This is a genomic window from Streptomyces sp. NPDC050504 (assembly GCF_044458065.1).
Classification (GTDB): Bacteria; Actinomycetota; Actinomycetes; order Streptomycetales; family Streptomycetaceae; genus Streptomyces.
In genome coordinates, this window is the sequence record NZ_JBITHO010000004.1 from 581,854 (window position 1) to 608,248 (window position 26,395).

Below are 26,395 nucleotides of genomic sequence, written 5' to 3' on the forward strand. Positions count from 1 at the left end.
CATGCCGCACGCGTGGCGCTCACCCGCTGGTCACGAGCCGCTCGCCGAGCCGAGCGTCAAAGTCATGGTCATCTCTTTACCTCCACGGGTCAGCTGGAGGCTCAGCCGGTCGCCGGGACGGTGCGAACGGATCTTGATGATCAGTTCCTCGCCGTTGTGCACGCGTCGGCCGTCGACCTTGGTGATGACGTCGCCCGGCTTGATCCCGGCCTTCGCCGCGGGGCCGCCCGGGGAGACCGACGGCTTGCCGCCCGTCGCCTTGTCCCCGACGCGCGCGCCGTCGCCCGAGTACTTCATGTCGAGCGTGACGCCGATGACCGGGTGGGTGGCCTTGCCTGTGTTGATCAGCTCTTCCGCGACGCGCTTGCCCTGGTTGATCGGGATCGCGAAGCCGAGGCCGATGGAGCCCGCCTGGCCGCCGCCCTCGCCGTCCGAGCCGCCGCTGGCGGCGCGGATCGCGCTGTTGATGCCGATGACCTGGGCGCGGCCGTCGACGAGCGGGCCGCCCGAGTTGCCCGGGTTGATCGGGGCGTCGGTCTGGAGGGCGTTGACGTAGCTGACGTCCGTGCCGTCGCCCTTCTCGCCGCCCGCGGTGATCGGCCGCTCCTTGGCGCTGATGATGCCGGAGGTCACGGTGTTCTGGAGGTCGAAGGGCGCGCCGATCGCCACGACCGGGTCGCCGACCTGCACGTTGTCCGAGTTGCCGAGCGGCAGCGGCTTGAGGCCGGAGACGCCGGTGACCCGGACCACCGCGAGGTCGTACCCGGCGTCCTTGCCGACCAGCTCGGCCCTGGCCGTCTCGCCGCTGCTGAACGTGATCGATATGTCGCCGGAGTTCGCCGCCGCGTCGACGACGTGGTTGTTGGTGAGGATGTGGCCCCGCTTGTCGAGGACGAAGCCGGTGCCCGTGCCCTTCTCGCCGCCGCCGCTGACGTGCAGCGTGACGACGCTGGGCAGCGCGCTGGCCGCGATGCCCGCGACGCTGTCGGGGGCGCGGTCGGTCTTCTGCCCGGACGCCTGCGGAAGTTCGATCTGGGTGATGCCGCCGTTGCGCTCGACGTACGCGCCGATGCCGCCGCCGATGCCGCCCGCGACGAGGGCGAGCAGGAGCCCGCCGACGAGGAGCGCGCCGCGCCTGCTCTTCCCGCGCGGCGGCTCGCCGATGTGGGTCAGCTGCTGCTGGTGCCCCGCGCCGCCGGGCGCGCCCCAGGGGTCGTAGCGGAGCCACTGGGTGCTGTCGACGGGATGCCCCTGCGCGGCCTGCGGCGCGGGCTGGTGCTGGTGCTGGGGCTGGTGCTGAGGGGCCTGCTGGGGAGCGGGCTGGGCCTGGGGCTGGGGGTACGGCTGGGGCTGCGGGGCGTGCGGGGGCTGCGGGGCGTGCTGCGGGTGCGGCTGCCCCGCGTAGGTCCCGCCGGGCGCGGGCTGCGGGGTCCCGTAGGCGGGCGGCTGGCTCCCCGGGGGCACGGGAGCGGTCGGCAGCTGTACGGGGGGCGCGGGCGCCCACGGGCCGGGGTCGCCGTAGGGCGGGGTGCCGTAGGGGTCGGGCTCGTGCAACGGCTTGGGCCGCGCGTGGGCGGAGGAATCCACGGAAACCGAGCCGTCGGCCGAGGCCGGGGCGTCGAGCGGAGCCTGGGTGTCGGTCGGGGCGTGGGCGCTGGACGGGGCCGGAGCGTCGAGCGGGGCCAGTGCGTCGGTCGGGGCCGGAGCGTCGAGCGGGGCCAGTGCGTCGGTCGGGGCCAGTGCGTCGGTCGGGGTGCCTGCCGAGACGGACACGTCGGCCGGGTGCGACTCGCTCTCCGGCACCGAGGCGTCGCCCGAGGACCGGGCGTAGAGCGGGTCCTGCGCACCGGTCGGGGTCTGGGCGTCCTCGGCGGTCGGGGCGGCAGCCTGCGGGGCTTCAGCGGGAGCGTCGGCCGGGGCCGTCGGGGGCCGGGCGCTCATCCGGGCATCCGCGGGGGCGGGCTCCGTCGCCTGGGCGGGGGCGTCGGCCGGGGCGGGCTTCGACAGCGGTGTGGGGGCTTCCGGGTCCGCCGGGGCCTGCCCCGGCACCGCGTCCACCGGGGCCTGCCCCGGTGTCGCGGGCGGGTCCACCGTGTAGTCCTCGGACGCCTCCGGCGCCGACTCCGCGCGCCCCCTGCTGGGACGGCTCCACCACTTCGCCCTCGGTCCGGTGGGCTTCCCGTCGTCCATGCTCTCCCCGCAACTGGCCAGTCGGCACCCACGCGGGCGCACCCCTGCCCATGGATTCAACCAGGTTCTCCCCGGCTCCCGGCAGGTGGTGCGCCGCAGAGGCGGACTCTCGGACCCTGTGGCCGGATCCTCAGCGGCGGGACGCGGGTGGCGCCACCGGCGTGGTCGAGAAGGCCGTCGGGGCGGGCAGGGCCGTCGCCGCCGACTGGAACGCCGGGGCGGACGGGCGTATCAGCGGAGGCAGCGGCGGCTTCGGCGGCGCCGGGAAGGAGCCGAGCGAGCTCGCGGCGAGCGGGGTGACCAGCAGCGGAACCCGGGGGGCGTGGGCCGAGGGGGCCCGGGTCGCGGGCGCGAGCAGACCGGGGGCGGGCGGCGCGGCGGCGGCCGGGCGGTCGACCGAGCGCATGATGCCGTTGCCCCCGCCGTACCTGCGGTGGGCCTCCGTGCTGACCGTTCCCGCCGATCCCGTCGCTCCCCCGCCCAGCTGGCCGCCGGCCGTGGGGCTCGACGTGCCGAGCGGGGTGACGTTGCGTCCGGTGCCCGCGGTGCCGCGCGCCGAGACGCTGCCCGAGCCTCCGTCGAGCGGCAGCGCGCCGCCGAGGGCGAGCGCGGCCAGCGAGACGGCACCGGCCGCGGCGAAGGCGAACCTGCGGCCGATCCACGGCGGGCGCTCGGCCTCGGCGCGTCCCGGCCTGCCGACGGGGTGGATGCGGAAGCCCGAGTCCGTGCCGCCGGGGAGGGCCGCAGGGGCGAAGGCGAAGCTCGGCCGCGGGTCGACGGCTACGGGGAAGACTCCGTCGGCGAAGCGTCTTCCACCGCCGAGAGGTCCGCCGCGCCCGTCGTCGTCACCTCCGGGGGTCCCGGGGTCCACGGGGCCGCCCGGCAGGCCCTGGAGCCTGGCGAGGAAGCCTTCGGACGGCGGCGGCGGGGCGGACTCGGCGAAGACGGATTTGAGGCGACGCTGCGCGTCGGCCTCCGCCTTGCACTTCGGACAGGTCGCCAGATGGGCGAGCACGCGCTCGCGGGCGTCATGCTTCAGCTCGCCGTCCACCAGGGCAGCGAGACGGTCCCCCAAGTGCTCCTCCGCGGGGGTGGACGGACCTGTGCCGCTCACGCCAGTCCGCCCTCCCCGACCGCCGCACCCGCCAGCGCGCGCTGTTCGGCGCGGGCCTCGGGCGAGCGGTGCTGGAGCGCCTTGCGCAGGTGCGAGCGGCCGCGGTGGATGCGGCTGCGCACGGTGCCGAGCTTCACGCCGAGGGTCGCGGCGATCTCCTCGTAGGAGAGCCCTTCGATGTCGCAGAGGACCACGGCGGCGCGGAACTCGGGCGCGAGGGTGTCCAGCGCCTGCTGCACGTCCGCGTCGAAGTGGGTGTCCTGGAAGACCTGCTGCGGGGACGGCTCGCGGCTGGGCAGCCGCTCGGCCGCGTCGTCGCCCAGCGCGTCGAAGCGGATGCGCTGCTTGCGGCGGACCATGTCCAGGAAGAGGTTGGTGGTGATGCGGTGCAGCCAGCCCTCGAAGGTCCCCGGCGTGTACGTGGACAGCGAGCGGAAGACGCGGACGAACACCTCCTGGGTGAGGTCCTCGGCGTCGTGCTGGTTGCCCGTCAGTCGGTAGGCGAGGCGGTAGACGCGGCCGCTGTGCGTGCTGACGATCTCCTCCCAGGTCGGAGGAGTCCAGGCTGCGGATTCCGCGTCGGCGGCAAAGGTCGCGGTCTGTGCGGAGTCGGCGGTCATGGCACGGTCAGCGGTGTTGGTCACGGATTTCGGCTCACCCGCCGACCTGAGAAAGCGTCGCAACCGCGACACTCCTCCCCGATCCACAGGCGCAGCCGCACCTCCCCTGTCGGCTCTGGTGGTGTCCAGTGGAGCCCCTACCATAGCCACCTCGCCCGTTAGCTCCGGATAAGCATCTTTACGAGAATTTGGGTCCCGCTGCCCGTCGTGATCCATGCGTCCCCCCTGCCCTCTCACAACGTCCGGTCCCATCTGCGGGTTCCCGGCCCCAACGGATACAGTCACCGTTGCGCCAACTACGGGGACAGGAGAGGGCCATTACCGCCAACCGGCAGACGAGCTGGGCGTTCGCCGACGCCTTTGTCGCCGAGGACGAGGCACTTCGCTGGGCCCGCGACCGGGCCAGGGAAGCCGGCCTCCGCTCGGTGTCCCCGGGAACCGGCGCCGCGCTGCGACTCCTCGCTGCCACCGCTGACGCGAAGGCGGTCGCCGAGATCGGCACCGGCACCGGGGTCTCCGGGATCTACCTGCTGCACGGCATGCGGCCCGACGGCGTGCTGACCACGGTCGACCCCGAGCCGGAGCGGCAGCAGTTCGCCCGGCAGGCGTTCCGGGCCGCGGGCTTCGCCGTGAACCGCGCCCGGTTCATCCCCGGCCGCGCCCTGGACGTGCTGCCCCGCCTCGCGGACGGCGGTTACGACCTGGTCCTCTGCGACGGCGACCGGCTGGAATCGCTGGATTACTTGGCTGAATCGTTGCGCCTGCTGCGGCCCGGCGGCCTGGTGTGCTTCGAGGGCGTCTTCTCCGACGGCCGCACGGTGGACTCGGCGGCGCAGCCCGCGGAGGTGCTGCGCGTGCGGGAGCTGTTGCGCGCGGTGCGCGAGAGCCAGGAGCTGCTGCCGACGCTGCTGCCGGTCGGCGACGGCCTGCTGTGCGCGGTGCGCAGGGGCTGAGCCCCGACGGGGGCCCGGCCGGCCCCCGGGCGGCGCTTTCCGTCCGTACGTGCCGCTGCCCGTACATGCCAATGCCCGTACATGCCGCTGCCCCCTGCACCGTGTTCGCACACGATGCAGGGGGCAGCGAAAAGTGTGAGCGCGTACGCGTCAGCCCACGACCTTCTTGAGGGCGTCGCCGAGAGCGTCGGCCTCGTCCGGAGTCAGCTCGACGACAAGTCGACCGCCGCCTTCGAGCGGAACGCGCATGACGATGCCCCGCCCCTCCTTGGTCACCTCGAGCGGGCCGTCGCCCGTCCGCGGCTTCATGGCCGCCATGCTCGTTCCCCTTCCTGAAACCAGCTCATCGTCAGCCGACAGCCACCCGGGATGGGCACGCGTCACCGGCATCGAACACATTGCTTCCAGGTCATTATCCCGCATCGCGGGACCCGATGACCAACATCGGTCGGCATCGCTTGCGCAACGCGCTCTCTCAAAACGCCTCAATTCGGTGGTCCGCCTGCGATACTTCGCCGCCCCGGGCGAGACACGGCACCGAAATTGTTTGACGCAGGTCACATGTCCGCTCCCCGCGATCTCCGCCATGCTGGGCTGCACGTCACCGGAACACCGGCGGAGAAATGGGGATCCGAACATGGCTGACACGGCCGCATCCGTGCTCTACGAGGTGAGCGACGGGCTCGCGACGATCACGATCAACCGGCCCGGGGCCATGAACGCGATGAACACCGAGGCCAAGGTCGCCCTGCGCGACGCCGCCCGGGAGGCCGCCGCCGACGGCGCCGTACGGGCCGTGCTGCTCACCGCGGCGGGCGACCGGGCCTTCTGCGTGGGCCAGGACCTCAAGGAGCACGTCGCGACGTTGACGCAGAACCGCGAGGCGGGTGGCGGCGGGCAGGTCATGAGCACCGTGAGCGAGCACTACAACCCCGTCGTACGGGCGCTCGCCTCGATGCCCAAGCCGGTCGTCGCGGCGGTGAACGGCGTCGCGGCCGGCGCGGGCTTCGGCTTCGCGCTCGCCGCCGACTACCGGGTCGTCGCGGACACCGCGTCGTTCAACACGTCCTTCGCCGGGGTCGCGCTCACCGCCGACTCGGGCGTCTCCTGGACCCTGCCCCGGGTGGTCGGCCCCGGCCGCGCCGCCGACCTGCTGTTCTTCCCGCGTTCGATCGGCGCCCAAGAGGCGTACGAGCTGGGCATCGCGAACAAGCTGGTCCCGGCGGCCGAGCTGGCCGCCGAGGCGCTGAAGACGGCCCGCGCGCTGGCCGAGGGCCCGACGCTGGCGTACGCCGCGCTGAAGGAGTCCCTGGCGTACGGCGCCGGGCACACGCTCGACGAGGCGCTGGACAAGGAGGACGAGCTCCAGGCGCGGGCCGGGGCGTCCGAGGACCACACGATCGCGGTGCGGGCGTTCCTGGACAAGGAGAAGCCCAAGTACCTGGGCCGCTGAGGGCCCGCGTCCGGAGCTACGAGGTCCGGAAGGCGCACTCCGCGAGGTGGTCGTCGACGAGTCCGCACGCCTGCATCAGGGCGTAGGCCGTGGTCGGGCCGATGAAGCGCAGGCCGCGCTTCTTGAGGGCCTTGGCCAGGGCCGTGGACTCGTCGGTGACCGCCGGGACGTCGTCGAGCGTGCGGGGCGCCCGGCGGGTCGCGGGGTCCGGCGCGTACGACCAGATCAGGGCGTCGAGCTCGCCCGGCGCCCAGTCGACGAGGACCTTCGCGTTGGCGATGGTCGCGTCGACCTTGGCGCGGTTGCGGATGATGCCGGGGTCGGCGAGGAGGCGGTCGCGGTCGGCGTCCGTGAACCGGGCGACCGACGCGATCTCGAAGCCCGCGAAGGCCGCGCGGAAGCCCTCGCGGCGGCGCAGGATCGTGATCCAGGACAGGCCGGACTGGAACGCCTCCAGGCACAGCCGCTCGAAGAGGGCGTCGTCGCCGTGGACCGCGCGGCCCCACTCCGTGTCGTGGTACGGCGTGTAGTCCTCCGTCGACAGGCCCCAGGCGCAGCGCGCGAGCCCGTCGGGCCCGGCCGTCGCCCCGCTCATCCGTCCTGCTCCTCTCCGCGCTTCTCGAACAGGTCGGGGCCCGCGACCGCGGCCGCCTGGGCGCCCGCCAGCGCGGACTCCAGCTCCGCGATGCGCGCGTCGCGCTCGGCGACCTCCGCGCCGAGGCGGGCGAGGATGTCGTCCACGTCCGCCATGCGGTAGCCGCGCGGCGCGACCGGGATGCGCACCGCCTCGATGTCGGCCCTGGTCACGGGCCTGGTGATCGGAAGCGGGTCGACCAGCTGCTCCGGGGGGACGTCCGGCAGGACCGTACTGTCGCTGTCGCCGCCGCCGATCACCGCGAGGGTGACCGCGGCGACCACCACGACCATCGCGATCAGCAAGAACAAGAACACGAGCGAACCTCTCCCCGGCACCGACTGGAATGTGTCCGGTCCCGATCGTGCCACGCGGGTACGACGGTTAGGGTCGCAGGCGGCCCAGTGCGGCCCGTGCGAGAGGAAATATGAGGATGAGCAGCGGGGACCAGAGCGGGATTCTGCGATTGGGACGGCGGGAGTTCGGGCCCCACGAGCCGGTGATCATGGCGATCGTGAACCGGACCCCCGACTCGTTCTACGACCAGGGGGCGACGTTCCGGGACGAGCCCGCGCTCGCCCGCGTCGAGCAGGCCGTCGCGGAGGGCGCGGCCATCATCGACATCGGCGGGGTGAAGGCCGGGCCGGGCGAGGAGGTGTCGGCCGAGGAGGAGGCGCGGCGGACCGTCGGCTTCGTCGCGGAGGTGCGGCGGATGTTCCCCGACGTGGTCATCAGCGTCGACACCTGGCGGCACGAGGTGGGCGAAGCGGTCTGCGAGGCGGGCGCGGACCTGCTGAACGACGCGTGGGGCGGCGTCGACCCGAAGCTCGCGGAGGTCGCGGCGCGGTACGGGGCGGGGATCGTCTGCACGCACGCCGGGGGCGCGGAGCCGCGGACCCGGCCGCACCGGATCGGGTACGAGGACGTGCTGGCGGACATCCTGCGGGTGACCGTGGGGCTCGCCGAGCGCGCGGTGGCCCTGGGGGTGCCCCGGGAGTCCGTGATGATCGATCCCGGGCACGACTTCGGGAAGAACACCCGGCACTCGCTGGAGGCGACGCGGCGGCTCGGGGAGATGGCGGAGACCGGGTGGCCGGTGCTGGTGTCCCTGTCCAACAAGGACTTCGTCGGCGAGACGCTGGACCGGCCGGTGAAGGAGCGGTTGATCGGGACGCTCGCGACGACCGCGGTGTCCGCGTGGCTGGGCGCGCGGGTGTACCGGGTGCACGAGGTCGCCGAGACCCGTCAGGTGCTGGAGATGGTGGCGTCGATCGCCGGGCACCGGGCGCCCGCGGTCGCCCGGCGCGGGCTCGCATAGCCCTTGCGGGCGCCGGCGCACGGGTTTGCGCCTGCGGCAGGCCGCACCCCGCCCCTTCCCGAAACCCTGCCGGGGGCGCCAAAAGATTCGCGCAGTTCCCCGCGCCCCTCAAAGGGGCGCGGGGAACTGCGCGAAAACGGGGGCTGGGGAACCCCTCCTACCGCCCCGTCTCCTTCGTGACCAGGGCGACCGCCTCGTCCACGTCGTCCGTGACGTGGAACAGCAGGAGGTCCTTCTCGCTCGCCTTCCCCTGCGCCACCACCGTGTTCTTCAGCCACTCCACCAGGCCGCTCCAGTACTCCGTCCCGAACAGCACGATCGGGAAGCGGGTGACCTTCTGCGTCTGGACCAGGGTCAGCGCCTCGAACAGCTCGTCCAGCGTGCCGAGGCCGCCGGGCAGGACCACGAAGCCCTGCGCGTACTTCACGAACATCGTCTTGCGGACGAAGAAGTAGCGGAAGTTCACGCCGATGTCGACGTGCGGGTTGAGCCCCTGCTCGAAGGGCAGCTCGATGCCCAGGCCCACCGAGATGCCGCGCGCCTCCCGCGCCCCCTTGTTCGCCGCCTCCATCGCGCCGGGCCCGCCGCCCGTGATCACCGCGAAGCCCGCGTCGACCAGGGCGCGGCCGATGCGGACGCCCGCCTCGTATTCGGGCGAGTCGACCGGCGTACGGGCCGAGCCGAAGACGCTGATCGCGCCGGGGAGTTCCGCGAGGGCGCCGAAGCCCTCGACGAACTCCGACTGGATGCGCATGACCCGCCACGGGTCGGTGTGCACCCACTCGGAGTCGCCCTCGGAGTCGAGCAGCCTCTGGTCCGTGGTGCCGGGCTGCACCTGGTCCCTGCGCCTCAGTACGGGACCGAGCCGCTGTTCCTCCAGCGCCCGAAGACCCTCCGGGTTGGCGTTGCTCATCGCGACTGCTCCCATCACTCGAAGATCTCTCGTCCCGTCAGGGTAGGTCGGCGATCGTTACCAAGGGGGAAATTCCGGTCGTCGCAGGGCCGGATTTCAGGACGTCAGCCACTCCCTGAGCTTCGCCTCGCAGTGGACGATCTTCGCGACGGCCACGTGCTCGTCCCGCTTGTGCGCGTACAGCGCGTCGCCGGGGCCGTAGTTCACCGCGGGCACGCCGAGCGCGCTGAAGCGGGAGACGTCCGTCCAGCCGAACTTCGGCTGCGCCGTGCCGCCGACCGCCGCCATGAACGCCTCGGCCGCCGGGTGCGAGAGGCCGGGCAGCGCGCCGCCCGTGTGGTCGTCGACCACGAACTCGGCGATCCCGCAGTCCGCGAAGAACTCCCGCACGTACGCCTGAGCCTCTTCGGGCGTGCGGTCGGGGGCGTACCGGAAGTTCACCGTCACCGTGCAGGCGTCGGGGATGACGTTGTTCGCGACGCCGCCCTCGATCCGGACCGCGTTGAGGCCCTCGTGGTACTCCAGGCCGTCGATCAGCGGGCGGCGCGGTTCGTACGCCGCCAGGCGCGCCAGGATCGGGGCCGCCGCGTGGATCGCGTTCGACCCCATCCAGGCCCGCGCGGAGTGCGCGCGCTCGCCCTCGGTGCGCAGGTGGACCCGGAGCGTGCCCTGGCAGCCGCCCTCGACCTGCCCGTCGGAGGGCTCCAGGAGCACCGCGAAGTCGCCTTCGAGCCAGTCGGGGTGGGCTTCGGCGACGTGGCCGAGGCCGTTGAGGTGGGCCGCGACCTCCTCGTTGTCGTAGAAGACGAACGTCAGGTCGCGGTTGGGCTCGGGGACCGTCGCCGCGATGCGCAGCTGGAGCGCGACGCCGGACTTCATGTCGGAGGTGCCGCAGCCCCACAGGACGCCGTTCTCGTCCAGCCTGGACGGGACGTTGTCCGCGATCGGGACGGTGTCGATGTGCCCGGCGAGCACCACGCGCTCCGCCCGGCCGAGCCGGGTGCGGGCCACGACGTTGTTGCCGTGGCGGTCGACCGTGAGGTGGGGCAGTGCGCGCAGCGCCTGCTCGATGGCGTCGGCGAGCGGCTTCTCGGTGCCGCTTACCGACGGGAAGTCGACGAGCCGGGCGGTCAGCGCCGGGCCCTCCAGCGTGAGGTCAAGCGCGGTTTCGGGCATGGCCGCGAGCCTATCCGAGGGCTCCAGTACGGTGGGCCGCGTGCCCCGCTCCGCCTCGTCGTCGCCCGCCCCCTCCGCCGCTCCCTTCCCCGCTCGCCGCGGTCGGCGGCGGCGCCTCACGGCGGGCTTCGCCGTGCTCGCGGCCCTCGCGGGCTACGTGACGCTCCAGGCGGTCACGGCCGGCCGGGGCGCGCTGTGCACCGTCACCTCGGCGGACGGCGGCGCGTACGAGCTGACCCCCGAGCAGGCGTCGAACGCCGCCACGATCTCGGCCGTCGGCACCGGCAGGGGGCTGCCCGAGCGCGCGGTGACGATCGCGCTCGCGACGGCCATGCAGGAGTCCGGGCTGCGCAACATCCGGCACGGCGACCGGGATTCGCAGGGCCTCTTCCAGCAGCGCCCCTCGCAGGGCTGGGGCACGGTCGCGCAGATCACGGACCCGGTGTACGCCGCCGGGCGGTTCTACGAGCGGCTGGCCGAGATCCCCGGCTACTCCCGGCTGCCGCTGACGGTGGCCGCGCAGCGCGTGCAGCGCAGCGGCTTCCCGCAGGCCTACGCCAAGCACGAGCCGGACGCGGCCCTGCTGGCCGCTTCGCTGACGGGCCGCGCGCCCGCCTCGCTGGCCTGCGGGGCGCAGCGCGGCAAGCGGGGGGCGGGTGACGCGGCGAAGGTGCGGGCGGAGCTGGCGCGCGCGTTCGGGCCCGACGCGGGGCAAAAGCCGGGCCGGGGCGCGGCGGGGCCGCCGGACGAGATCGCCGTCCCGGTGCCCGCGGCGGCCTCGGCGGCCGCCGCGCCGACAGGAGGCCCGTCGGGCGGTCCGGGGGTGCGGCGGGGCTGGGAGCTGGCGCACTGGGCGGTGGCGCGGGCCGATTCGCTGCGGATCGCCGAGGTGTCGTACGCGGGCCGGGTCTGGCGGGCGGACGAGGACGGCGCCGGGGGTACGGGGTGGAGCGCGGCGCCCGACGGGGCCCCGGCGCGCGGGGGCGACGTCCGAATTCGCCTCGTACAGAAGTAGTTCAGGAGTACGGCGGCTCCCCCGGAAGGGGCATCGCCCCGCGCCGCGCGCCCGGAATTCCGGGCCGATCGCGGCCCGTCATGGACACGTCTCCCAACTCCCTTGTGAACAAAGGGGAGTGACGGTTCTTCGGGCCTTTCGGAGGCAGCTCCTTTGCCCGGTTTTATCCATGGGTGATTATGCGACGCATTGCCAACTCTTTACCTTTGGCCACCGCAACCTCTCCCGCCCCCCGAGCGGTTGTCACTGCGTCCGACCGGCCCCGTCGGCGGACGGCCAACGACCTCTCCCGTCAAAGGAGCACCATGTCCCTCCCCCTGACCCGTCGGATCGCCCGTGCCGTACTGCTCGGTGCCGCCGGTGCAGCTGCCGCGGTCGGTGCGGCCGGCTCCGCGAGCGCCGTGGACCTCTCCCAGACCCCGAACCTCGGCGGCCTGACCGCCCTGGACGGCGACGGTCTCGGCAACGCCGTCGACGGCGCGTCCCAGAAGGCGTCCAACGTGGCGGGCGACACCGGCAGCACGGCGGTCAAGAAGGCCGTGCCCGCCGCGGGCAAGGTCGTCGGCACGGCGGGCAAGACGGCCACCCCGGCCGCCCAGAAGGCCGCGGGCGAGACCGCGGGCAGCGCCGGCGACATCGTCGGCGGGACCGCGGGCTCCGTGGCCGAGGGCGGACTGCCCACCGACTCCCTGCCCACGGGCTCGCTCCCCACGGGCTCGCTGCCCACCGACGGCCTCCCCAGCACGGACGCGCTGCCGCTGAAGGGCCTGCCGCTCGGCTAGTCACCGGCCGGGCGTAGTCACCGGCCGGGCGCGCGGAATGCCGGAGGGGCCCGCGGGAGTGCGTACTCCCGCGGGCCCCTCCGGCGCGTACGGGCCCGGGTGCGTCCCGGGCCCGCGGCGCGTCAGGCGCCCAGGCGCCGTACCGCTTCCGCGACGCGCTCGTCCGTGGCCGTCAGCGCGACCCGTACGAACTTCCCGCCCGCCGTGCCGTAGAAGTCGCCGGGCGCCACCAGGATGCCCAGCGACGCGAGGTGGCCGACGGTGTCCCAGCACGGCTCGTCCCGCGTCGACCACAGGTAGAGGCTGGCCTCGCTGTGCTCGATCCGGAAGCCGTGGCCCTCCAGGGCGGCGCGCAGCGCGGCGCGCCGGGCCGCGTACCGCTCGCGCTGCTCGCGCACGTGCGCGTCGTCGCCGAGCGCGGCGACCGTCGCGGCCTGGACCGGCGCCGCCGTCATCATGCCGCCGTGCTTGCGGATCGCCAGCAGCTCGCCCAGCACGCGCGCGTCGCCCGCGACGAACGCGGCGCGGTAGCCCGCCAGGTTGGAGCGCTTGGACAGCGAGTGGACGGCGACGACGCCGTCGAAGCCGTCGCCGCAGACGTCGGGGTGCAGCACGGAGACCGGCTCGGCCTCCCAGCCCAGCTCCAGGTAGCACTCGTCGGAGAAGACCAGCACGCCGTGCTCGCGCGCCCAGGCGACGATCCGCACGAGGTCGTCCTTGGGCAGGACGCGACCGGTCGGGTTGGACGGGGAGTTGAGCCACAGCAGCTTGACGCGGGCCGGGTCCAGGTCGGCGACCGGGTCGTCGTAGACGACGGGCTCGGCGCCGCAGAGCCGCGCGCCCACCTCGTACGTCGGGTACGCCAGGCGCGGGTAGGCGACCTGGTCGCCCGCGCCGAGGCCGAGCTGCGTCGGCAGCCAGGCCACCAGCTCCTTGGAACCGACCACGGGCAGCACGTCGCGGTGCGTGACGCCGCGCGCCCCGAGCCGCCGCTCGACCCAGCCCGTGATCGCGTCGCGCAGCTCGGCGGTGCCCCACACCGTCGGATAGCCGGGGCTGTCGGCCGCCGCGACCAGGGCCTTCTGGATGAGGTCGGGGACGGGGTCGACGGGCGTGCCGACCGAGAGGTCCACGATGCCGTCCGGGTGGGCCGCGGCCGTCGCCCGGTAGGGCTCCAGCTTGTCCCACGGGAAGGCCGGCAGGCGCGATGAGAGTGCGGACACGGTGCTCACTTTCTCGTATCGGAAAACGCCTCGGTCCCGCACGGTCGACGAACCGTACGGGACCGGAAGCGCACGCTCGGCCGGCTCAGCCGTTCTGCGGCGGGAGCGCGGCGATGAAGGCGTGGTCCCGCTCGATCAGGCCGAGCTTGGAGGCACCACCGGGCGAGCCGAGCTCGTCGAAGAACTCGACGTTCGCCTTGTAGTAGTCCTTCCACTCCTCCGGGGTGTCGTCCTCGTAGAAGATGGCCTCGACCGGGCAGACCGGCTCACAAGCCCCGCAGTCGACGCATTCGTCCGGGTGGATGTACAAGGACCGCTGGCCCTCGTAGATGCAGTCGACGGGGCACTCCTCGATGCATGCCTTGTCCTTGACGTCGACACAAGGCTGCGCGATGACGTAGGTCACGCTGTCGTTCCTCCTCGATAGGGCTTTGGCTTGCGCGGGAGCGCGGCGTCGTCGATGCCCGCCCCTAGTATCTCCGGTCTCGGGCGCGATCCGAACAAGAGGGGCGGACAGAGCGATGGAATTCACCGGCGGCGGACTGCTTGAGGTCAGAATCACCCCTTCCGACGTGGGCAAACGGGTATCAGTCCGGCGCTTGATCGATGGTGGAGAGAGCGCCGGGAAGTTCACCGACACCGTCGGAGTGCTCACATCCTGGACATCGGGTGTGCTCCGCGTGACGCGACGGAACGGTGAGGCGGTGGAGATCGACGAGCGCGCGCTCGTCGCGGGAAAGGTGGTGCCCGCCGCGCCCGCCAGGCGCCGGGGCCCCGCGGCCGACTTCGCCGAACTGGCGCGGGTCGCGGCGCGGGCGTGGCAGCCGGTGGAGAGCGAGGCGCTGGGCGGGTGGACGCTCAGGGCGGCGGGCGGCTTCACGCGGCGGGCCAACTCAGTGCTGCCGGTGGGCGATCCCGGGGTGCCGTTGGACGGGGCGCTCGCACGGGTGCGGGAGTGGTACGGGGAGCGCGGGCTGCCTCCGTACGTCCAGGTCGCCACGGGCGCCGCGGGCACCCAGGAGGTGCTCGGCGCGGAGCTGACCGCGCGGGGGTGGGTGCGCGAGGTCACCGCCGAGGTGTGGACGGGGGCGCTGGCGCCGGTCGGCGAGCTGGGGCTGCCAGGTTCCGGGGGCGCCGCGGCGCCGGTGCGGTTGACGCGGTCGGTGGACACGGCCTGGCTGCGGCGCTACCAGCGGACCGGGGAGCCGGGACCGCAGGTCCTGAAGGTGCTGGAGGCGGGGCCTTCGGTGTGGTTCGCGACGGTGCCTGCCGCCGGGGAGGACGCCGGGGACGACGCGCGGGACGGCACGGGCGGCGGCGACGTGCCCGCGGCCATCGGGCGGTGCGTGGTGGACGGGCGGTGGGCCGGCTTCATGGCCGTCGAGGTCGCCCCCGAGCGGCGCCGCCGGGGCCTCGCGGGCCTGATCATGGGAGCGTTGGCCAGGCAGGCGCTCGACGAGGGCGCGTCGGCGGCGTGGCTCCAGGTCGAGGCGGACAACACGGGAGCCAGGGCGCTGTACGAAGGGATGGGCTTCGCGGCCCATCACAGCTACCACCACTTCCGATCTCCCTGAGCGGGTACGAGGCGCGTATGGACAGGCTGGACTGGCGTGCGGAGTTCGCCGCCGAGGCACGGGCCGAACGGCCCGACCTGGCGCGGCTGTGTCTGCTGCTCGGGGCGGAGCTGGACCCGGAACTGGTTCCGGAGCTGAACCCGGACCTCACCCCGGAGGCGGGCCGGGCCGCGCTGGACGCGGCGGAGATCGAGCTGGACCGGCTCGCCGGGATGCTGCCGCACGGCCGGCGCGGGGCGCGGGCCTGGGCCGATGCGCTGGCCGAACTCCTGGGCGGGCGGCTCGACTTCCGGGGCGCGCCCGCGGACTACCAGCGGCTCGAATCGTCGCTGCTGCACGAGGTGCTGCGGCGGCGCAGGGGGCTGCCGATCCTGCTGTCCGTGGTGTGGATCGAGGTGGCGCGGCGGGCGGGCGCCCCGGTGTACGGCGTGGCCCTGCCGGGACACTTCGTGGTCGGCTTCGGCGAGGCGGGGACGGGGACGGGTGCGGGGGCGGCCGGGGCCGCCGGAGGCGGGAGCGGGAGCGGGAGCGGGGGTGCGGGGCCCGACGGGGGCGGGCCGGTCCTGGTGGATCCGTTCGCCGGGGGGCGGGTGCTGACGGGGGCGGACGCGGAACTGCTGGTCGCGGGGGCGACGGGGGCGCAGCTGACGGGGGTGGGCGTCGACCCCTCGCTGCTGGAGCCCGCGGACCCGCTGGGGATCGTGCAGCGGATCCTGAACAACGTACGGGCGTGGGCGGCGGCACGGCCCGAGCGGACGGACGTGGCGCTGCGCGCGGTGGAACTCTCGCTGCTGCTGCCCTCGCATCCGGCGCGGCTGCGGTACGAGTGGGCGCAGTTGCTGGTGCAGCGCGGGGACTTCCTGCGCGGGGCGGCGGCGATGGAGGAGTACGCGGAGGTGGTGGCGGGGGTGGAGCCGGTGGCGGCGGAGGCGATCCGGGTGCGGGCGCGGGCGACTCGGGCGTTGCTCAACTAGGGGGCGCGGGGCGGGCGCGCCTGTCTTGGCCCCGTTGCCCGGGGGGCGCCGCTTTTCGCCTGCGGCGGGCCACACCCCGCCCCGCCCCTTCCCGAGACCCTCCGGGGGCCCTGCGGGGCAGTGGGCACGCCCGGCGTGTGCCCCACCCCCGCGCAGCAGAACCCGCACCCCCCACTCCGTACCCCCTACGCCGCCGCCCGGTCTCCGGGCGCTCTGCGGCGCAGCTTCGCGTCCCGCAGGGACGGCGGGGTCCACGCCCCGTCCGGGTGGTACACGTTCGTCCCCGGCGGCACGATCCCGTCGATCCGGTCCAGCGCCTCGTCGTCCAGGACGAGGTCCGCCCCCTTCAGCGACGCCGCCAGCTGCTCCATCGTGCGCGGCCCGATGATGACCGACGTCACCGCGGGGTGCGCCAGCGGGAACGCCGTCGCCAGCTCCGGCAACGTGCGCCCGAGGTCGTCCGCGAGCGCCACGAACCCCTCGACCGCGTCGAGCTTCGCCGCGTTGACCGGCAGCTCCGGGTCGAAGCGGGCCGGGGCTATCGCGGGGCGCCCCGTGGCGAGGTCGATCGGGCGCCCCTTGCGGTAGCGCCCGGTCAGGAAGCCGAACGCGAGCGGCGAGTACGTCAGCGCGCCCATCCCGAGCCGCTGCACGACCGGCAGGACGTTCGCCTCGATGCCGCGCGCCAGCAGCGAGTACGGCGGCTGCTCCGTACGGAACCGCCGCAGCCCGCGCCGCTCGGCGACGTGGTGCGCCTCGACCAGCTCCTCCGCGGGGAACGACGAGCAGCCGAACGCGCGGATCTTGCCCTGGGTCATCAGGTCGCCGAGGACGGCCAGCGTCTCCTCGATGTCCGTGGTGTGGTCGGGGCGGTGCACCTGGTAGAGGTCGATCCGGTCGGTGTCGAGACGCCGCAGGCTCTCCTCGACCTCCTGGACGATCCAGCGCCGCGAGTTGCCGCCGCGGTTGCGGCCCTCCCCCATCGGGAAGTGCACCTTGGTGGAGAGCACGACGTCGTCGCGGCGGCCCTTGAGCGCCTTGCCGACGATCGTCTCGGACTCCCCCTGTCCGTACATGTCGGCGGTGTCGACGAAGTTGACGCCCGCGTCGAGCGCGGCGTGCACGATGCGTACGCAGTCTTCGTGGTCGGGGTTGCCGACCGCGCCGAACATCATCGTGCCGAGGCAGTGGGTGCTCACCTCGATGCCGGTGCCGCCGAGGGTGCGATAGCGCATGGCCGTGTCCTTCGCTGGGTTCGCGGTGGTCCGCCGGGGCGCGTTGCCCCGACGGGCGCGACCCTAGGACCTAGAGCCGTCTCTAGATCAAGGGATGATCGAGGGGCGGGACCGGGGACCGCCCCGGCGCGAGGACGGGAGGGGTGCGGTGCTGAGCATCGGACAAGTGGCGGAGCGGACCGGACTGAGCGTGCACACGCTGCGGTTCTACGAGAGCGAGGGCGTCCTGCTGACCAGCCCCGTGCGGCGCGACTCCGGCGGCCGCCGGGTCTACGGCGAGGACGACGTCGCCTGGCTCAACCTCTGCGTCGTGCTGCGGGGTTCGGGGATGCCGCTGCCCGAGATCCGCCGCTACACCGAGCTGAACCGCGAGGGCGGCACCGAATCCGACCGGCTCGCCCTGCTGCGCGCGCACGAGGCGCGGGTCGGCGAGCAGATCGCCGAACTCGGCCGCTGCCTCCAGCTGATCCGCCACAAGGTCGCGGTGTACGAGGACTACCTGGAGAGCCGGTGAGGCGCGCCGCACGGTCCTCGTACGCGCGCGCCGCGTCAGTGCACGAACGCACCGTTCCAGTAGCCGCCCGAGCACCAGTAGTACTGGACGTAGCCGTCGTTGTAGAAGACGACGCGTCCGCCGCCGTCCATGCAGACGTACGCCGAGACGTACACCTCGGCCGCGTCTCTCGTCTCCGCCGCCGCGGGCGCGGTACCGGAGAAGAGCAGCGCCGCCGAGAGCGCGACCGTCGACCCGAGCGCGGCGAGCTTTCCGAGCATGTTCAACACCCCTCAGTTTCGTGGGAAATCCACTAACCTGTCCCGAGGTTAGGGATGTGTCCGCAAACATGAATCACCCCCGCGGAGGGCGCACGGGGCGGCCCCGCCCGCGCGCGGGAAAACGGATTGCCCGCCCCTCGCACCCGTGCTGAAGTGCGCGCATGAACGACGACAACGGCAGTGGCATGGACGAGAAGGCCGCACTCGCGCTGTTCGACCGGCAGCTGCGCCAGGGGCCGCCCGGCGTACGGGCCGGCGCCGTGGTGCGCGAGGTCGGGCGGACGGCCGGCGACTGGAGCGGCGTGGTGTGGTCCGGGCTCGACGGGCTCCCGGGCCCGGAGGTCGACGCGGTAATCGCCGAGCAGATCGACTACTTCGGCGCTCTGGGCTTCGACTTCGAGTGGAAGCTGTACGCCCACGACGAGCCCGCCGACCTGGGCGACCGGCTCCTGGCCGCCGGTTTCACGGCCGAGGAGCCGGAGTCGGTGATGGTGCGGGCCGTCGCCGGGCTCGCCACGGACGTGGTGCTGCCGGACGGCGTCGAGCTGCGGCCCGTGACGGACGCGGCGGGCGTGGAGCTGGTGATGGCCGTGCACGACCGCGCGTTCGGCACGGACGGCACGCGGCTGCGGCAGCAGTTGCTGGGGATGCTGGGCGACGGGTCGGTACGGATGGCGGTGGTCGTCGCGGACGGCGTGCCGGTCAGCTCGGCGCGGATCGAGTTCCAGGACGGGACGGGGTTCGCGGGCCTGTGGGGCGGCGGCACCGACCCCGAGTGGCGGGGACGCGGCATCTACCGGGCGCTGCTCGCCTGGCGCGCGGGGCTGGCGGCCGAGCGCGGCGTGGAGTACCTCCAGGTGGACGCGACGGAGTTCAGCCGCCCCATCCTGGAGCGCCTCGGGTTCGTACGGCTGGCCGTGACGACGCCGTACGTGTACGAGGCCGCGCGGTAGCCGCGCCCGCCCCTCCCTACAGCCACCCCTTCTCGCGGGCGATCCGCACCGCCTCCGCGCGGTTGCGCGCCGCCAGTTTCTGGATCGCCGTCGAGAGGTAGTTGCGGACCGTGCCGTGCGAGAGGTGGAGTTCCGCCGCGACCTCCGCGTTCGTGGAGCCGTCCGCCGCCGCGCGCAGCACGTCGCGTTCGCGGTCGGTCAGCGGGTTCGCGCCGTCCGCGAGGGCCGCCGCCGCCAGGGTCGGGTCGATGACGCGCTCCCCGGCGAGCACCTTGCGCACGGCGTCGGCGAGTTGGGCCGCCGGGGCGTCCTTCACCAGGAAGGCCGCCGCTCCCGCCTCCATCGCGGCCCGCAGGTAGCCGGGGCGGCCGAAGGTGGTGAGGACCACCACCTTCAACGCGGGCACCTCGCGGGCGAGTTGCGCGGCGGCCTCGATGCCGGTCATGCCGGGCATCTCGATGTCCAGCAGCGCCACGTCGAGTCCGTCGCTCGCGTGCGCCGCCGCCAGCACCTCGTCGCCGCGCGCCACTTGCGCGACGACCTCCATGTCGGGCTCCAGGCCGAGCAGCGCGGCCAGGGCCTCGCGCACCATCGACTGGTCCTCGGCGAGGAGGATCCTCACACGGTTCTCTCGGTTCACCCGGTCACCTTAAGCGGGACCCGCACGGTCAGTACGAAGCCCTTGTCCTGCCCCCTGCCCGCGCCCGGCCCCGTCTCGACGGTGCCGCCCACCGCGCCGACCCGCTCGGCGAGCCCGGTCAGGCCGTTGCCCGGCGGGGCGGACGCGCCCCTGCCGTCGTCGCGGACGACGAGTTCCAGCACGGGCCCATTCAGCGTCTCGCAGCGGGCGAGCGCGACCGTGCAGCCGCGCGCGCCGCTGTGGCGCACGACGTTGGTGACCGCTTCGCGCAGGGCCCAGGCCAGGACCGCCTCCCGCTCTTCGGGGACGTCGTCGTAGGGGCAGTCGGGGACGCTGCCCGTGATGCCCGCCGCCGCCAGCGCGGTGCGCGCGCCGGCCAGTTCGCCGGGGAGCGTGGGGCGGCGGTAGCCGGTGACCGCCTCGCGCACGTCGATCAGCGCCTGGCGGCTGACCTGTTCGATGTCGGCGACCTGGCGGGCCGCCTGCTCGGGGCTGTCGGGCAGCATCCGACCCGCCAGCTCGCTCTTGAGCGTGATCAGCGAGAGCGAGTGGCCCAGCAGGTCGTGCAGGTCGCGGGCGAGGCGCAGCCGCTCCTCGTTGGCGGCGAGCTGGGCCACGGTCGCCCGTGCCTCGCGCAACTCGATCGTCGTGCGCACCAGTTGGCGCACCCCGCTCATCGCGAAGCCGCCGAGCAGCGCGGGCACCACCAGGGCCGTGATCATCTCGCGCGGGCTCTCGTGGGTGAGCGCGACGCCCACCATGGTCGCCGTGACCGCCGGGATCAGCCAGCGAGCGGCGCTCATCGGCAGGGTCGCGCCGATGGAGACGGAGACGTACACGAAGAGGACCAGCCAGGGCGGGCCCAGGGTGAGGGAGAGGGCCAGCGCGAGCGCGAGGAGCACGCCGAGGACGGCGGCGACGCGCGTGCGGGGCAGGGGGCGGGCGGTGTGCCGGAAGACCAGGCCGAAGTAGACGGCGACGAAGACGACGAGCCCGAGTGCGCCCAGTGCGTCGGCCCACCTACTGTGCTCGTCGCCCAGCAGGTCGGAGACCGGCGCGCCCATGAAGGCCAGCCAGATGCCGATCCAGGCGAACTTGACGAGCGCCTGGCGGCGGTTCTCCGGGGGCCTGCCGATCGCCGTGGTCATGCCTTCAGGGTGTCCTTTCGGTAGAGCCAGGCGGCCGCGGCGCAGAAGAGCGCGAAGTACCCGACCAGGATCGCGACGTCCTGGCCGCCGGGGGCGCGGCCCATCTCGATGGCCTGGCCGATGGCGGCGTACGCGTGGGTGGGCAGCCACTCGGCGATGTCCTGGAGCCACCGCGGGAAGGTGCCCGACGGCATCCACAGGCCGCCGAGGATGGAGAGCCCGAAGTAGATGATCATTGTGACGGGGCGGACCGCGTCGCCGCTCGTGAGGTAGCCGATGGCGACGCCCAGCGCGGCGAAGACCAGGCTGCCGGCCCAGATGGCGCCGGTCAGCGCGAGCCACTGCCAGGCGTCCAGCCGTACGCCCTTGAACAGGGCGGCGACCGCGAAGACGACGACGATGCAGGGCAGCGTGACCACGGCCGCGCTGGCGATCTTCGCCAGGACGTAGCCCCTGCCGGGCAGCGCGGTGAGCCGCAGCTGGCGCACCCAGCCCTTCTCCCGCTCCTTGGCGATGCGCTCGCTCTGGCCCATGAGGACGGCGGTCAGCGCGCCGAAGGAGGCCATCGAGACCATCAGGAACGCCTGGACGGTGAGGGTGGTGCCGGGGACGTCGGCGTCGGTGTCCTGGGTGGTGGAGAAGAGGAGGTAGATCATCGAGGGGTAGAGCACCGAGAAGAACATGAACTTCTTGTTCCGCAGGGTGCGGAGGATCTCCAGCTTGGTCAGCGTCTTCATGCGGTCCTGGCCTCCTCGGCGGTCCTGGTCTCCTGGCCGGTCCTGGCCTCTTCGGCCGTGGTGATGGCGACGAACGCCTGCTCAAGGCCGAGGCCCGCGACTTCGAGGTCGCGGGGGTAGAGGCCGAGCGCGTAGAGCGCGTGGACGGTCGCGTCGGCGTCGTGCGACTGGATGCGGACCGTACCGGCGTGCGGCGAGACGTCCACCGAGGACGCGTGCGGGAGGGCGTGCAGGGCCGTCGCGGTGACGGCGTCGATCTCCGTCTCCAGCGCGAAGGAGATGCGGCGGGCCCCGGCCCGCGCCTTGATCTCGGCGGCCGTTCCGTCGGCGAGGAGCCTGCCCCTGTGGAGCACCAGGACGCGGTCCGCGATCGCGTCCGCCTCCTCCAGGTAGTGCGTGGCGAAGAGGACGGTACGGCCCTGGTCGGCCTGGTCGCGCATGGTCGCCCAGAACGTCTGGCGGGACGTGACGTCCATGCCGGTCGTCGGCTCGTCGAGCACGATCAGGTCGTTCGCGCCCGCCGTCGCGAGTGCGAAGCGGACGCGTTGCTCCTGGCCGCCGGAGAGCTTGTTGACCATGCGGTCGGCGATGTCCGTGATCCCGGCGCGGGCGAGGACCTGTCCCAGGGGGTACGGGTTGGGGTGCAGGTCGCACGCGAGCCCTACGAGCTCGCGGACCCGCACCTCCTCCATCAGCCCGCCGCTCTGGAGCATCGCCCCGACCCGGCCCTCCGCCATGGCCTGCTGCGGGGTGGTGCCGAAGAGGCTGACCGTGCCGGAGTCGGCGGGGCGCAGCCCGAGGAGGAGGTCGAGCGTGGAGGACTTCCCGGCCCCGTTGGGACCGAGCAGCGCCACGGTCTCGCCGGGGGCGAGGGTGAGGGTGAGGTCGGCCACGGCTCGAACGGCGCCGTAGCGCTTGTTCACGTTCTGGAAGCTGACGACTGCTGGGCTCATGGGAACCAGCTTGTCGGAGGGGGCGGGGAGCCGGGCAGTGTCGGGGGGCGGGGCTTGGGGATGACAGGTGTCATGGGGCCGGTGCGCGACGGCGCGGGGTGGGGCCCGGTGCCCGGGGCCCCACCCTCCGGAGGGCTACGCCGTCTCGATGGTCACCGTTCGGTCCGCGGGGGTCTTGCCCCGTACGGCCTTCTTCAACGCCTTGACCACGTCGTCGGGCCCGAGCTTCCGCTTGCCCCCGTCCCCCGCGACGAAGACCCCGTCGAACGTGCTGCCGCACAGCTCTTCGATCGCCTTCTTGTCGTAGGACTCCACCAGCCGCCCGTTCACCGGCTTCATGGAGAGGATCTTCGGGAAGGAGCGCCCGGGGCCCAACTTGATCTGCTTGCCGCCCGCGTTGATGTACACGACGTCGGACATCGCGGGCTCCGCGAACTCCTTCATCGCGCGGTCCAGCTCGGCCTGGCCGATCGTGGGCTGCTTGGACCCGACGGGCAGCTCGACCGGCGTCTGCCTGCCGGTCTCGACCTGCGCCCGGTACGCGTCCTTGACCGCCTGCATCGAGCGCTGGACGTCGAGCGCCTTGCCCGCCTTGCCGGGCACGGCGACGACCTTGTTCGGCTCGAACTTGATCGTGCCCTCGGTCGCGGAGCCCGACGCGCCCGCGAGGTCCGTGAGCGCGACGCCCAGCTTCTCCTCGTCGACCGGGATGACCGGGTCGGCCTCGCGCGCGCCGCCGAACAGCGAGCCGATGACCGAGACGGGGTTGTAGTCGCTGCCCGCCGCCGCCCTGACCGTCTCCAGCGCGTCGAACTTCAGCCCCGCCTTGTCCGGCGAGAGCTGTTCCTTCTTGCCGCCCACGGTCAGCTGGATGGGCGCGGAGGCGCGCTTGCCGAGGGCCGTGTCCAGCTTGTTGACGGCCTCGTCGCGGGTGCTGCCGCCGATGTCCACGCCGAGCACCGTGGTGCCCTTGGGGACGTCGGAGTGGTTGAGCAGGAGTCCGGCGCCGTACGCGCCGCCCGCGATGACGAAGACGCCCACGCCGAGCAGGGCGATCTTGGAGCGGCCCTTCTTCTTCCGGGCCGGTGCCGGGGAGGCGGGCTTGGCCTGCGCCGGGGGCGCGGGCGGGCCGGCCGGGGAGCCGGGGCCGTGCGGGGCGTCGGGCAGCCGGGGCGTGAGGTCGGGGCCGGTCGGCTGGGCCACCGGGACGCCGCTGGTGAGCGTCGCGCCCGAGACGTGGGAGCCGGGAGCGCCGCCCGCGTCGGGGACGAGGCGCTGCGGGGTCAGTACGGCGGTGTCGTCCGACAGGCGCGGGACGGTGGCCGCCGGGGTCCCGGCGGGCGGGGTGCTGGTCAGCGGGAAGCCGCCCGCGGGGGTGTGGAAGCCGCCCGTGTCGTGACTGCCCGTGTCGTGGCTGCCGGTGCCGTGGCTGCCGATGTTGTGACTGCCGGTGTCGTGGCCGCCCGTGTCGTGACTGCCGGTGCCGTGGCTGCCGATGTTGTGACTGCCGGTGTCGTGGCCGCCCGTGCCGTGGCCGCCCGGCCCGTGGGCGCCCACGCCGTGGGTGCCGGTGTCGTGCGCGCCGGTGTCGGTGTCGTACGGCGCCGGGGCGTAGCCCTGCGACTGGGGGGCCTGGGCCTGCGCCTGGGCCGTCTTGCGGGGGGCGCCCGCCGCGAAGCCGTCCATGCTCGTGCCGGCCCCGTTGGTGCCGCCCGCGCCCGCCGGGCCGAAGTCGCCGGACCTCGGGGACAGCGCGGACGTGCCGGCCGCGGGTCCCGTGGTGGGCCCGACGGGGCGCTCGGGGAGCGGCGGCCGGGTGTCGACCCCGGCGGCGCCCGGGGCGCCCGCGGGCCGGTCCGCGTCCGAGAAGTACGGCAGACCGGGGACCTGCGGAGCACCGGCGGGCGCGGAGCCGTTCGCGGGCGCGTCCTGCTCGCCCTGGCCCGCTCCCGCGGCGGGTCCGCTCTTGCGCGGCGCGAACCAGTCGCTCGGCTTCTCCTTCTCGCCCGCGGGCTTCCCGCCGCCGGATCCGGCGGCCTGGGCGCCCGCGGCGGCACCCTGTGCCTTCTTCCGCGGCCGCTCGGCGGCGCGGTCCTGCGCGGGCCCGGCCGCCGGGGCGCCGGGCGCCTGGGGCTCGGCGGGCACCGCGTCGGCGTCTCCCACCGGCGTGCGCATCACGACGGGCGGGATCGGGCGAGACCCCGGGATGTTGATGCGGATGCGCGTCGTCAGCGTCGTCTCGGTCCTGGGCTCTTCGGGCCGCGGCTCGGCCGCCGCCTCTTCGGCGTCCGCCGGAGACGGATACTGGCGGGATCCGTACGGCGGGGTACCCGAGGGGTACGCGGCTCCGCCGCGCCCCTGGGGCCCGGAGGACGAACTGTCAGTTTCACGACTCAAAGCAAGGTCTCCCGATTGGCTCCGCCGCCCGTATTTCCCCCATGCCGCAGGCCAGGGGACGGCTCGGCGCGCGCACCACCATACTGTCCGGCACCGACGGGCACCGGGCGGCCATGGGAAGCGGCGCCCCGCCTACCCCCGCGAACGGGGCCTGGCCGGTACCGGAAAGTGGCACATCACTTGCCAAGTCGGCCGGGTTCGGTGTCCGGTTGCGGCAACCGCGACATGGTGGCACACATCACAGCGGCCGCCGCACCGCCCAGCAGGAACAGGGTCAGGCCGAGGAGTTCACCGAACACGTAGTCGCCTTCGGGGCGGCCGTTCAGCAGCAGGACGATCGCGCCGAGCCAGCCCGCCGCGGGGGCTCCGGCGCCCATACCCGTACCGGTGAGGACGCGTCCCGCGTAGAAGAGCCCGGCCGTGCCGAACAGCGCGAGCAGCAGCCCGCCGGGGAACCAGGCCGCCTGGATCAGCGCCCCCGCGGCGCCGACGACGGCGCCGAGCAGGGCGAGGACGAGGTACACGGCGATCCTGCCGGGCTTGAACGGCGACGCCAGCCACGCGCCGGGCTGCTGGGAGGAGCCGCTCATGCCGTGTCTCCTTCTGTCGCTTCCGCCGCTTCCGCCGCCCGCGCGGGGCCCTCGGTCTCCACAGTCCCCGCGGTCCCCGCGAAGAGGTCGTACTCGCGCTCGCCGGGTGCGGCGCCGGACGCGCCCTGGACCAACTGGTAGTACTCGGTGGCGAAGAGGGGTTGTCCGAGCTCGTTGGAGAGCGCGAAGAAGGGGCCTTCCACCGTCACCTGGGTCGCGTGCGCCGCCATCGCCGCGGCCTTGCGCGCCGCGTACGCGGGGTCCTCGCCCGCGCCGCCGATCTCCGCGGTGATCTCCGCGTCGTCCACCACGCCCGGCACGTCGCCGATCTCCGCGGTGCCGGGGAAGCCCGCGCCGCCCGCGGCCCGCAGCCGGGCGAAGCCCTCTTCGGCGACCGAGCGCGGCACGCGGTTCCAGTAGACCTTCTCGATCCCCGCGCCCGCCTCGCGCGCCAGCTCGGCGGCGCGGGTCGCGACGCGGTGCGCCTGGATGTGGTCGGGGTGGCCGTAACCGCCCTCGGGGTCGTACGTCACCAGCACCTGCGGCCGGACCTCGCGGATCACCTCCAGGAGGTGCGCGGCCGCCTCGTCGACGTCCGCCGACCAGAAGGCGCCCGGCCGGCGGTTCTGCTCGGCGCCCATCATCCCGGAGTCGCGGTAGCGCCCGGGGCCGCCGAGGAAGCGGTGGTCGGTGACGCCCAGCTCCTTCATCGCGGCGGCAAGTTCACCGGTGCGGTACGGGCCGAGCCGGTCCTCGCGGTCCGGGGCCAGGTGCGCGAGCTCCGCCGGGATGACTTCGCCCTCCTCGCCGAGTGTGCAGGTCACCAACGTGACCAGGGCGCCTTCGGCGGCGTACTTGGCCATGGTGGCGCCGTTGTTGATCGACTCGTCGTCGGGGTGCGCGTGCACCAGGAGCAGACGACGGGAGGGGAGGTCCGTCATGGGGACAGCCTACGAGGCCGCCCCGCGCGGACCGGGCAGGGCAGCACTCGGACCGGGCCGGCCCCGGAGGCACCGGCCCTGGAAGCAC

General features: G+C 73.9%; 28 protein-coding genes. 9 read left to right on the plus strand and 19 right to left on the minus strand.

Features of this window, described 5'->3' with window-relative positions:
• Window positions 1–30: 30 nt before the first annotated feature.
• From ACIBNE_RS17890 to sigE, 3 genes are all read right to left on the minus strand, one after another.
• On the minus strand, window positions 31–2,190 hold the full coding sequence (locus ACIBNE_RS17890) for a trypsin-like peptidase domain-containing protein (RefSeq protein WP_399272481.1): 2,160 nt from the start codon (window positions 2,188–2,190) through the stop codon (window positions 31–33).
• Between the two features lie 130 nt (window positions 2,191–2,320).
• Window positions 2,321–3,304 carry an anti-sigma factor family protein gene (locus ACIBNE_RS17895; protein ID WP_399272483.1) on the minus strand — a complete coding sequence of 328 codons (984 nt, stop codon included), beginning with the start codon at window positions 3,302–3,304 and terminating at the stop codon, window positions 2,321–2,323.
• On the minus strand, window positions 3,301–4,068 hold the full coding sequence (gene sigE, locus ACIBNE_RS17900; protein ID WP_399272485.1) for an RNA polymerase sigma factor SigE: 768 nt from the start codon (window positions 4,066–4,068) through the stop codon (window positions 3,301–3,303). The genes ACIBNE_RS17895 and sigE overlap by 4 nt, the downstream gene beginning before the upstream one ends.
• A gap of 143 nt (window positions 4,069–4,211) precedes the next feature.
• On the opposite strand from sigE, the gene ACIBNE_RS17905 reads away from it, so the two are divergent.
• Window positions 4,212–4,877: an O-methyltransferase gene (locus ACIBNE_RS17905; RefSeq protein ID WP_399272487.1), complete on the plus strand. Its 666-nt coding sequence runs from the start codon at window positions 4,212–4,214 to the stop codon at window positions 4,875–4,877.
• A 150-nt stretch (window positions 4,878–5,027) separates the two neighbouring features.
• Here ACIBNE_RS17905 and ACIBNE_RS17910 read toward each other — a convergent pair whose 3' ends face one another.
• Window positions 5,028–5,195: a DUF3117 domain-containing protein gene (locus ACIBNE_RS17910; RefSeq protein ID WP_003966491.1), complete on the minus strand. Its 168-nt coding sequence runs from the start codon at window positions 5,193–5,195 to the stop codon at window positions 5,028–5,030.
• Between the two features lie 319 nt (window positions 5,196–5,514).
• Here ACIBNE_RS17910 and ACIBNE_RS17915 point away from each other — a divergent pair, with 319 nt between their 5' ends.
• Complete coding sequence (locus tag ACIBNE_RS17915) at window positions 5,515–6,330, plus strand: enoyl-CoA hydratase/isomerase family protein (protein ID WP_399272488.1); 816 nt, start codon at window positions 5,515–5,517, stop codon at window positions 6,328–6,330.
• 16 nt (window positions 6,331–6,346) lie between these two features.
• Here the strand turns inward: ACIBNE_RS17915 and ACIBNE_RS17920 are convergent, their stop codons facing one another.
• Both ACIBNE_RS17920 and ACIBNE_RS17925 read right to left on the minus strand, forming a co-directional pair.
• Window positions 6,347–6,925 (minus strand): DNA-3-methyladenine glycosylase I, encoded by a 579-nt coding sequence (locus tag ACIBNE_RS17920; RefSeq protein WP_399272490.1) that lies wholly within the window; start codon window positions 6,923–6,925, stop codon window positions 6,347–6,349.
• Window positions 6,922–7,281: a hypothetical protein gene (locus tag ACIBNE_RS17925; RefSeq protein ID WP_399272492.1), complete on the minus strand. Its 360-nt coding sequence runs from the start codon at window positions 7,279–7,281 to the stop codon at window positions 6,922–6,924. Before ACIBNE_RS17925 ends, ACIBNE_RS17920 begins: the two co-directional genes overlap by 4 nt.
• Before the next feature lie 140 nt (window positions 7,282–7,421).
• Between ACIBNE_RS17925 and folP the strand changes: the two genes are divergently transcribed.
• Window positions 7,422–8,282: a dihydropteroate synthase gene (gene folP, locus ACIBNE_RS17930; RefSeq protein ID WP_399272966.1), complete on the plus strand. Its 861-nt coding sequence runs from the start codon at window positions 7,422–7,424 to the stop codon at window positions 8,280–8,282.
• Window positions 8,283–8,439: 157 nt separating this feature from the next.
• Here the strand turns inward: folP and ACIBNE_RS17935 are convergent, their stop codons facing one another.
• Window positions 8,440–9,195 carry a TIGR00730 family Rossman fold protein gene (locus tag ACIBNE_RS17935; protein ID WP_399272494.1) on the minus strand — a complete coding sequence of 252 codons (756 nt, stop codon included), beginning with the start codon at window positions 9,193–9,195 and terminating at the stop codon, window positions 8,440–8,442.
• 96 nt (window positions 9,196–9,291) lie between these two features.
• Window positions 9,292–10,371: a succinyl-diaminopimelate desuccinylase gene (gene dapE, locus ACIBNE_RS17940; protein WP_399272496.1), complete on the minus strand. Its 1,080-nt coding sequence runs from the start codon at window positions 10,369–10,371 to the stop codon at window positions 9,292–9,294.
• A gap of 31 nt (window positions 10,372–10,402) precedes the next feature.
• On the opposite strand from dapE, the gene ACIBNE_RS17945 reads away from it, so the two are divergent.
• Together ACIBNE_RS17945 and ACIBNE_RS17950 are read left to right on the plus strand one after the other, a co-directional pair.
• Window positions 10,403–11,386, plus strand: coding sequence for a hypothetical protein (locus ACIBNE_RS17945; RefSeq protein WP_399272968.1), 984 nt, complete (start codon window positions 10,403–10,405; stop codon window positions 11,384–11,386).
• Between the two features lie 305 nt (window positions 11,387–11,691).
• Entirely contained in the window at window positions 11,692–12,168 is a 477-nt protein-coding gene (locus tag ACIBNE_RS17950) for an ATP-binding protein (RefSeq protein WP_399272498.1), read from the plus strand.
• A gap of 122 nt (window positions 12,169–12,290) precedes the next feature.
• Here ACIBNE_RS17950 and dapC read toward each other — a convergent pair whose 3' ends face one another.
• The gene (dapC, locus tag ACIBNE_RS17955; protein ID WP_399272499.1) at window positions 12,291–13,391 is read right to left on the minus strand and encodes a succinyldiaminopimelate transaminase; all 1,101 of its coding nucleotides are present in this window, start codon (window positions 13,389–13,391) and stop codon (window positions 12,291–12,293) included.
• 85 nt (window positions 13,392–13,476) lie between these two features.
• Window positions 13,477–13,797 carry a ferredoxin gene (fdxA, locus tag ACIBNE_RS17960; RefSeq protein ID WP_399272501.1) on the minus strand — a complete coding sequence of 107 codons (321 nt, stop codon included), beginning with the start codon at window positions 13,795–13,797 and terminating at the stop codon, window positions 13,477–13,479.
• A 115-nt stretch (window positions 13,798–13,912) separates the two neighbouring features.
• Between fdxA and ACIBNE_RS17965 the strand changes: the two genes are divergently transcribed.
• Together ACIBNE_RS17965 and ACIBNE_RS17970 are read left to right on the plus strand one after the other, a co-directional pair.
• Window positions 13,913–14,965 carry a GNAT family N-acetyltransferase gene (locus ACIBNE_RS17965; RefSeq protein ID WP_399272503.1) on the plus strand — a complete coding sequence of 351 codons (1,053 nt, stop codon included), beginning with the start codon at window positions 13,913–13,915 and terminating at the stop codon, window positions 14,963–14,965.
• Window positions 14,966–14,982: 17 nt separating this feature from the next.
• Complete coding sequence (locus tag ACIBNE_RS17970; RefSeq protein WP_399272505.1) at window positions 14,983–15,939, plus strand: transglutaminase-like domain-containing protein; 957 nt, start codon at window positions 14,983–14,985, stop codon at window positions 15,937–15,939.
• A 185-nt stretch (window positions 15,940–16,124) separates the two neighbouring features.
• Here the strand turns inward: ACIBNE_RS17970 and ACIBNE_RS17975 are convergent, their stop codons facing one another.
• Window positions 16,125–17,174 (minus strand): aldo/keto reductase, encoded by a 1,050-nt coding sequence (locus ACIBNE_RS17975; RefSeq protein WP_399272507.1) that lies wholly within the window; start codon window positions 17,172–17,174, stop codon window positions 16,125–16,127.
• 148 nt (window positions 17,175–17,322) lie between these two features.
• On the opposite strand from ACIBNE_RS17975, the gene ACIBNE_RS17980 reads away from it, so the two are divergent.
• Window positions 17,323–17,688 (plus strand): MerR family transcriptional regulator, encoded by a 366-nt coding sequence (locus ACIBNE_RS17980; RefSeq protein ID WP_399272509.1) that lies wholly within the window; start codon window positions 17,323–17,325, stop codon window positions 17,686–17,688.
• Window positions 17,689–17,723: 35 nt separating this feature from the next.
• Here ACIBNE_RS17980 and ACIBNE_RS17985 read toward each other — a convergent pair whose 3' ends face one another.
• A complete protein-coding gene (locus tag ACIBNE_RS17985) occupies window positions 17,724–17,948 on the minus strand; it encodes a hypothetical protein (RefSeq protein ID WP_399272511.1) in 225 nt (74 codons plus the stop codon).
• 185 nt (window positions 17,949–18,133) lie between these two features.
• Here ACIBNE_RS17985 and ACIBNE_RS17990 point away from each other — a divergent pair, with 185 nt between their 5' ends.
• Window positions 18,134–18,901: a GNAT family N-acetyltransferase gene (locus tag ACIBNE_RS17990; RefSeq protein ID WP_399272969.1), complete on the plus strand. Its 768-nt coding sequence runs from the start codon at window positions 18,134–18,136 to the stop codon at window positions 18,899–18,901.
• A gap of 16 nt (window positions 18,902–18,917) precedes the next feature.
• On the opposite strand, the gene ACIBNE_RS17995 is transcribed toward ACIBNE_RS17990, so the two are convergent.
• The 7 genes from ACIBNE_RS17995 to mshB form a co-directional block, all read right to left on the minus strand.
• Window positions 18,918–19,541, minus strand: coding sequence for a DNA-binding response regulator (locus ACIBNE_RS17995; RefSeq protein ID WP_399272513.1), 624 nt, complete (start codon window positions 19,539–19,541; stop codon window positions 18,918–18,920).
• The gene (locus ACIBNE_RS18000) at window positions 19,538–20,689 is read right to left on the minus strand and encodes a sensor histidine kinase (RefSeq protein ID WP_399272516.1); all 1,152 of its coding nucleotides are present in this window, start codon (window positions 20,687–20,689) and stop codon (window positions 19,538–19,540) included. The genes ACIBNE_RS17995 and ACIBNE_RS18000 overlap by 4 nt, the downstream gene beginning before the upstream one ends.
• The gene (locus ACIBNE_RS18005) at window positions 20,686–21,426 is read right to left on the minus strand and encodes an ABC transporter permease (RefSeq protein WP_399272518.1); all 741 of its coding nucleotides are present in this window, start codon (window positions 21,424–21,426) and stop codon (window positions 20,686–20,688) included. Before ACIBNE_RS18005 ends, ACIBNE_RS18000 begins: the two co-directional genes overlap by 4 nt.
• Window positions 21,423–22,379, minus strand: coding sequence for an ABC transporter ATP-binding protein (locus ACIBNE_RS18010; protein WP_399272519.1), 957 nt, complete (start codon window positions 22,377–22,379; stop codon window positions 21,423–21,425). The genes ACIBNE_RS18005 and ACIBNE_RS18010 overlap by 4 nt, the downstream gene beginning before the upstream one ends.
• Window positions 22,380–22,514: 135 nt before the next feature.
• A complete protein-coding gene (locus tag ACIBNE_RS18015) occupies window positions 22,515–24,776 on the minus strand; it encodes a hypothetical protein (protein ID WP_399272521.1) in 2,262 nt (753 codons plus the stop codon).
• A 176-nt stretch (window positions 24,777–24,952) separates the two neighbouring features.
• Window positions 24,953–25,366: a DUF6113 family protein gene (locus ACIBNE_RS18020; RefSeq protein WP_399272523.1), complete on the minus strand. Its 414-nt coding sequence runs from the start codon at window positions 25,364–25,366 to the stop codon at window positions 24,953–24,955.
• On the minus strand, window positions 25,363–26,307 hold the full coding sequence (gene mshB, locus ACIBNE_RS18025; RefSeq protein ID WP_399272525.1) for an N-acetyl-1-D-myo-inositol-2-amino-2-deoxy-alpha-D-glucopyranoside deacetylase: 945 nt from the start codon (window positions 26,305–26,307) through the stop codon (window positions 25,363–25,365). Before mshB ends, ACIBNE_RS18020 begins: the two co-directional genes overlap by 4 nt.
• Window positions 26,308–26,395 lie beyond the last annotated feature (88 nt).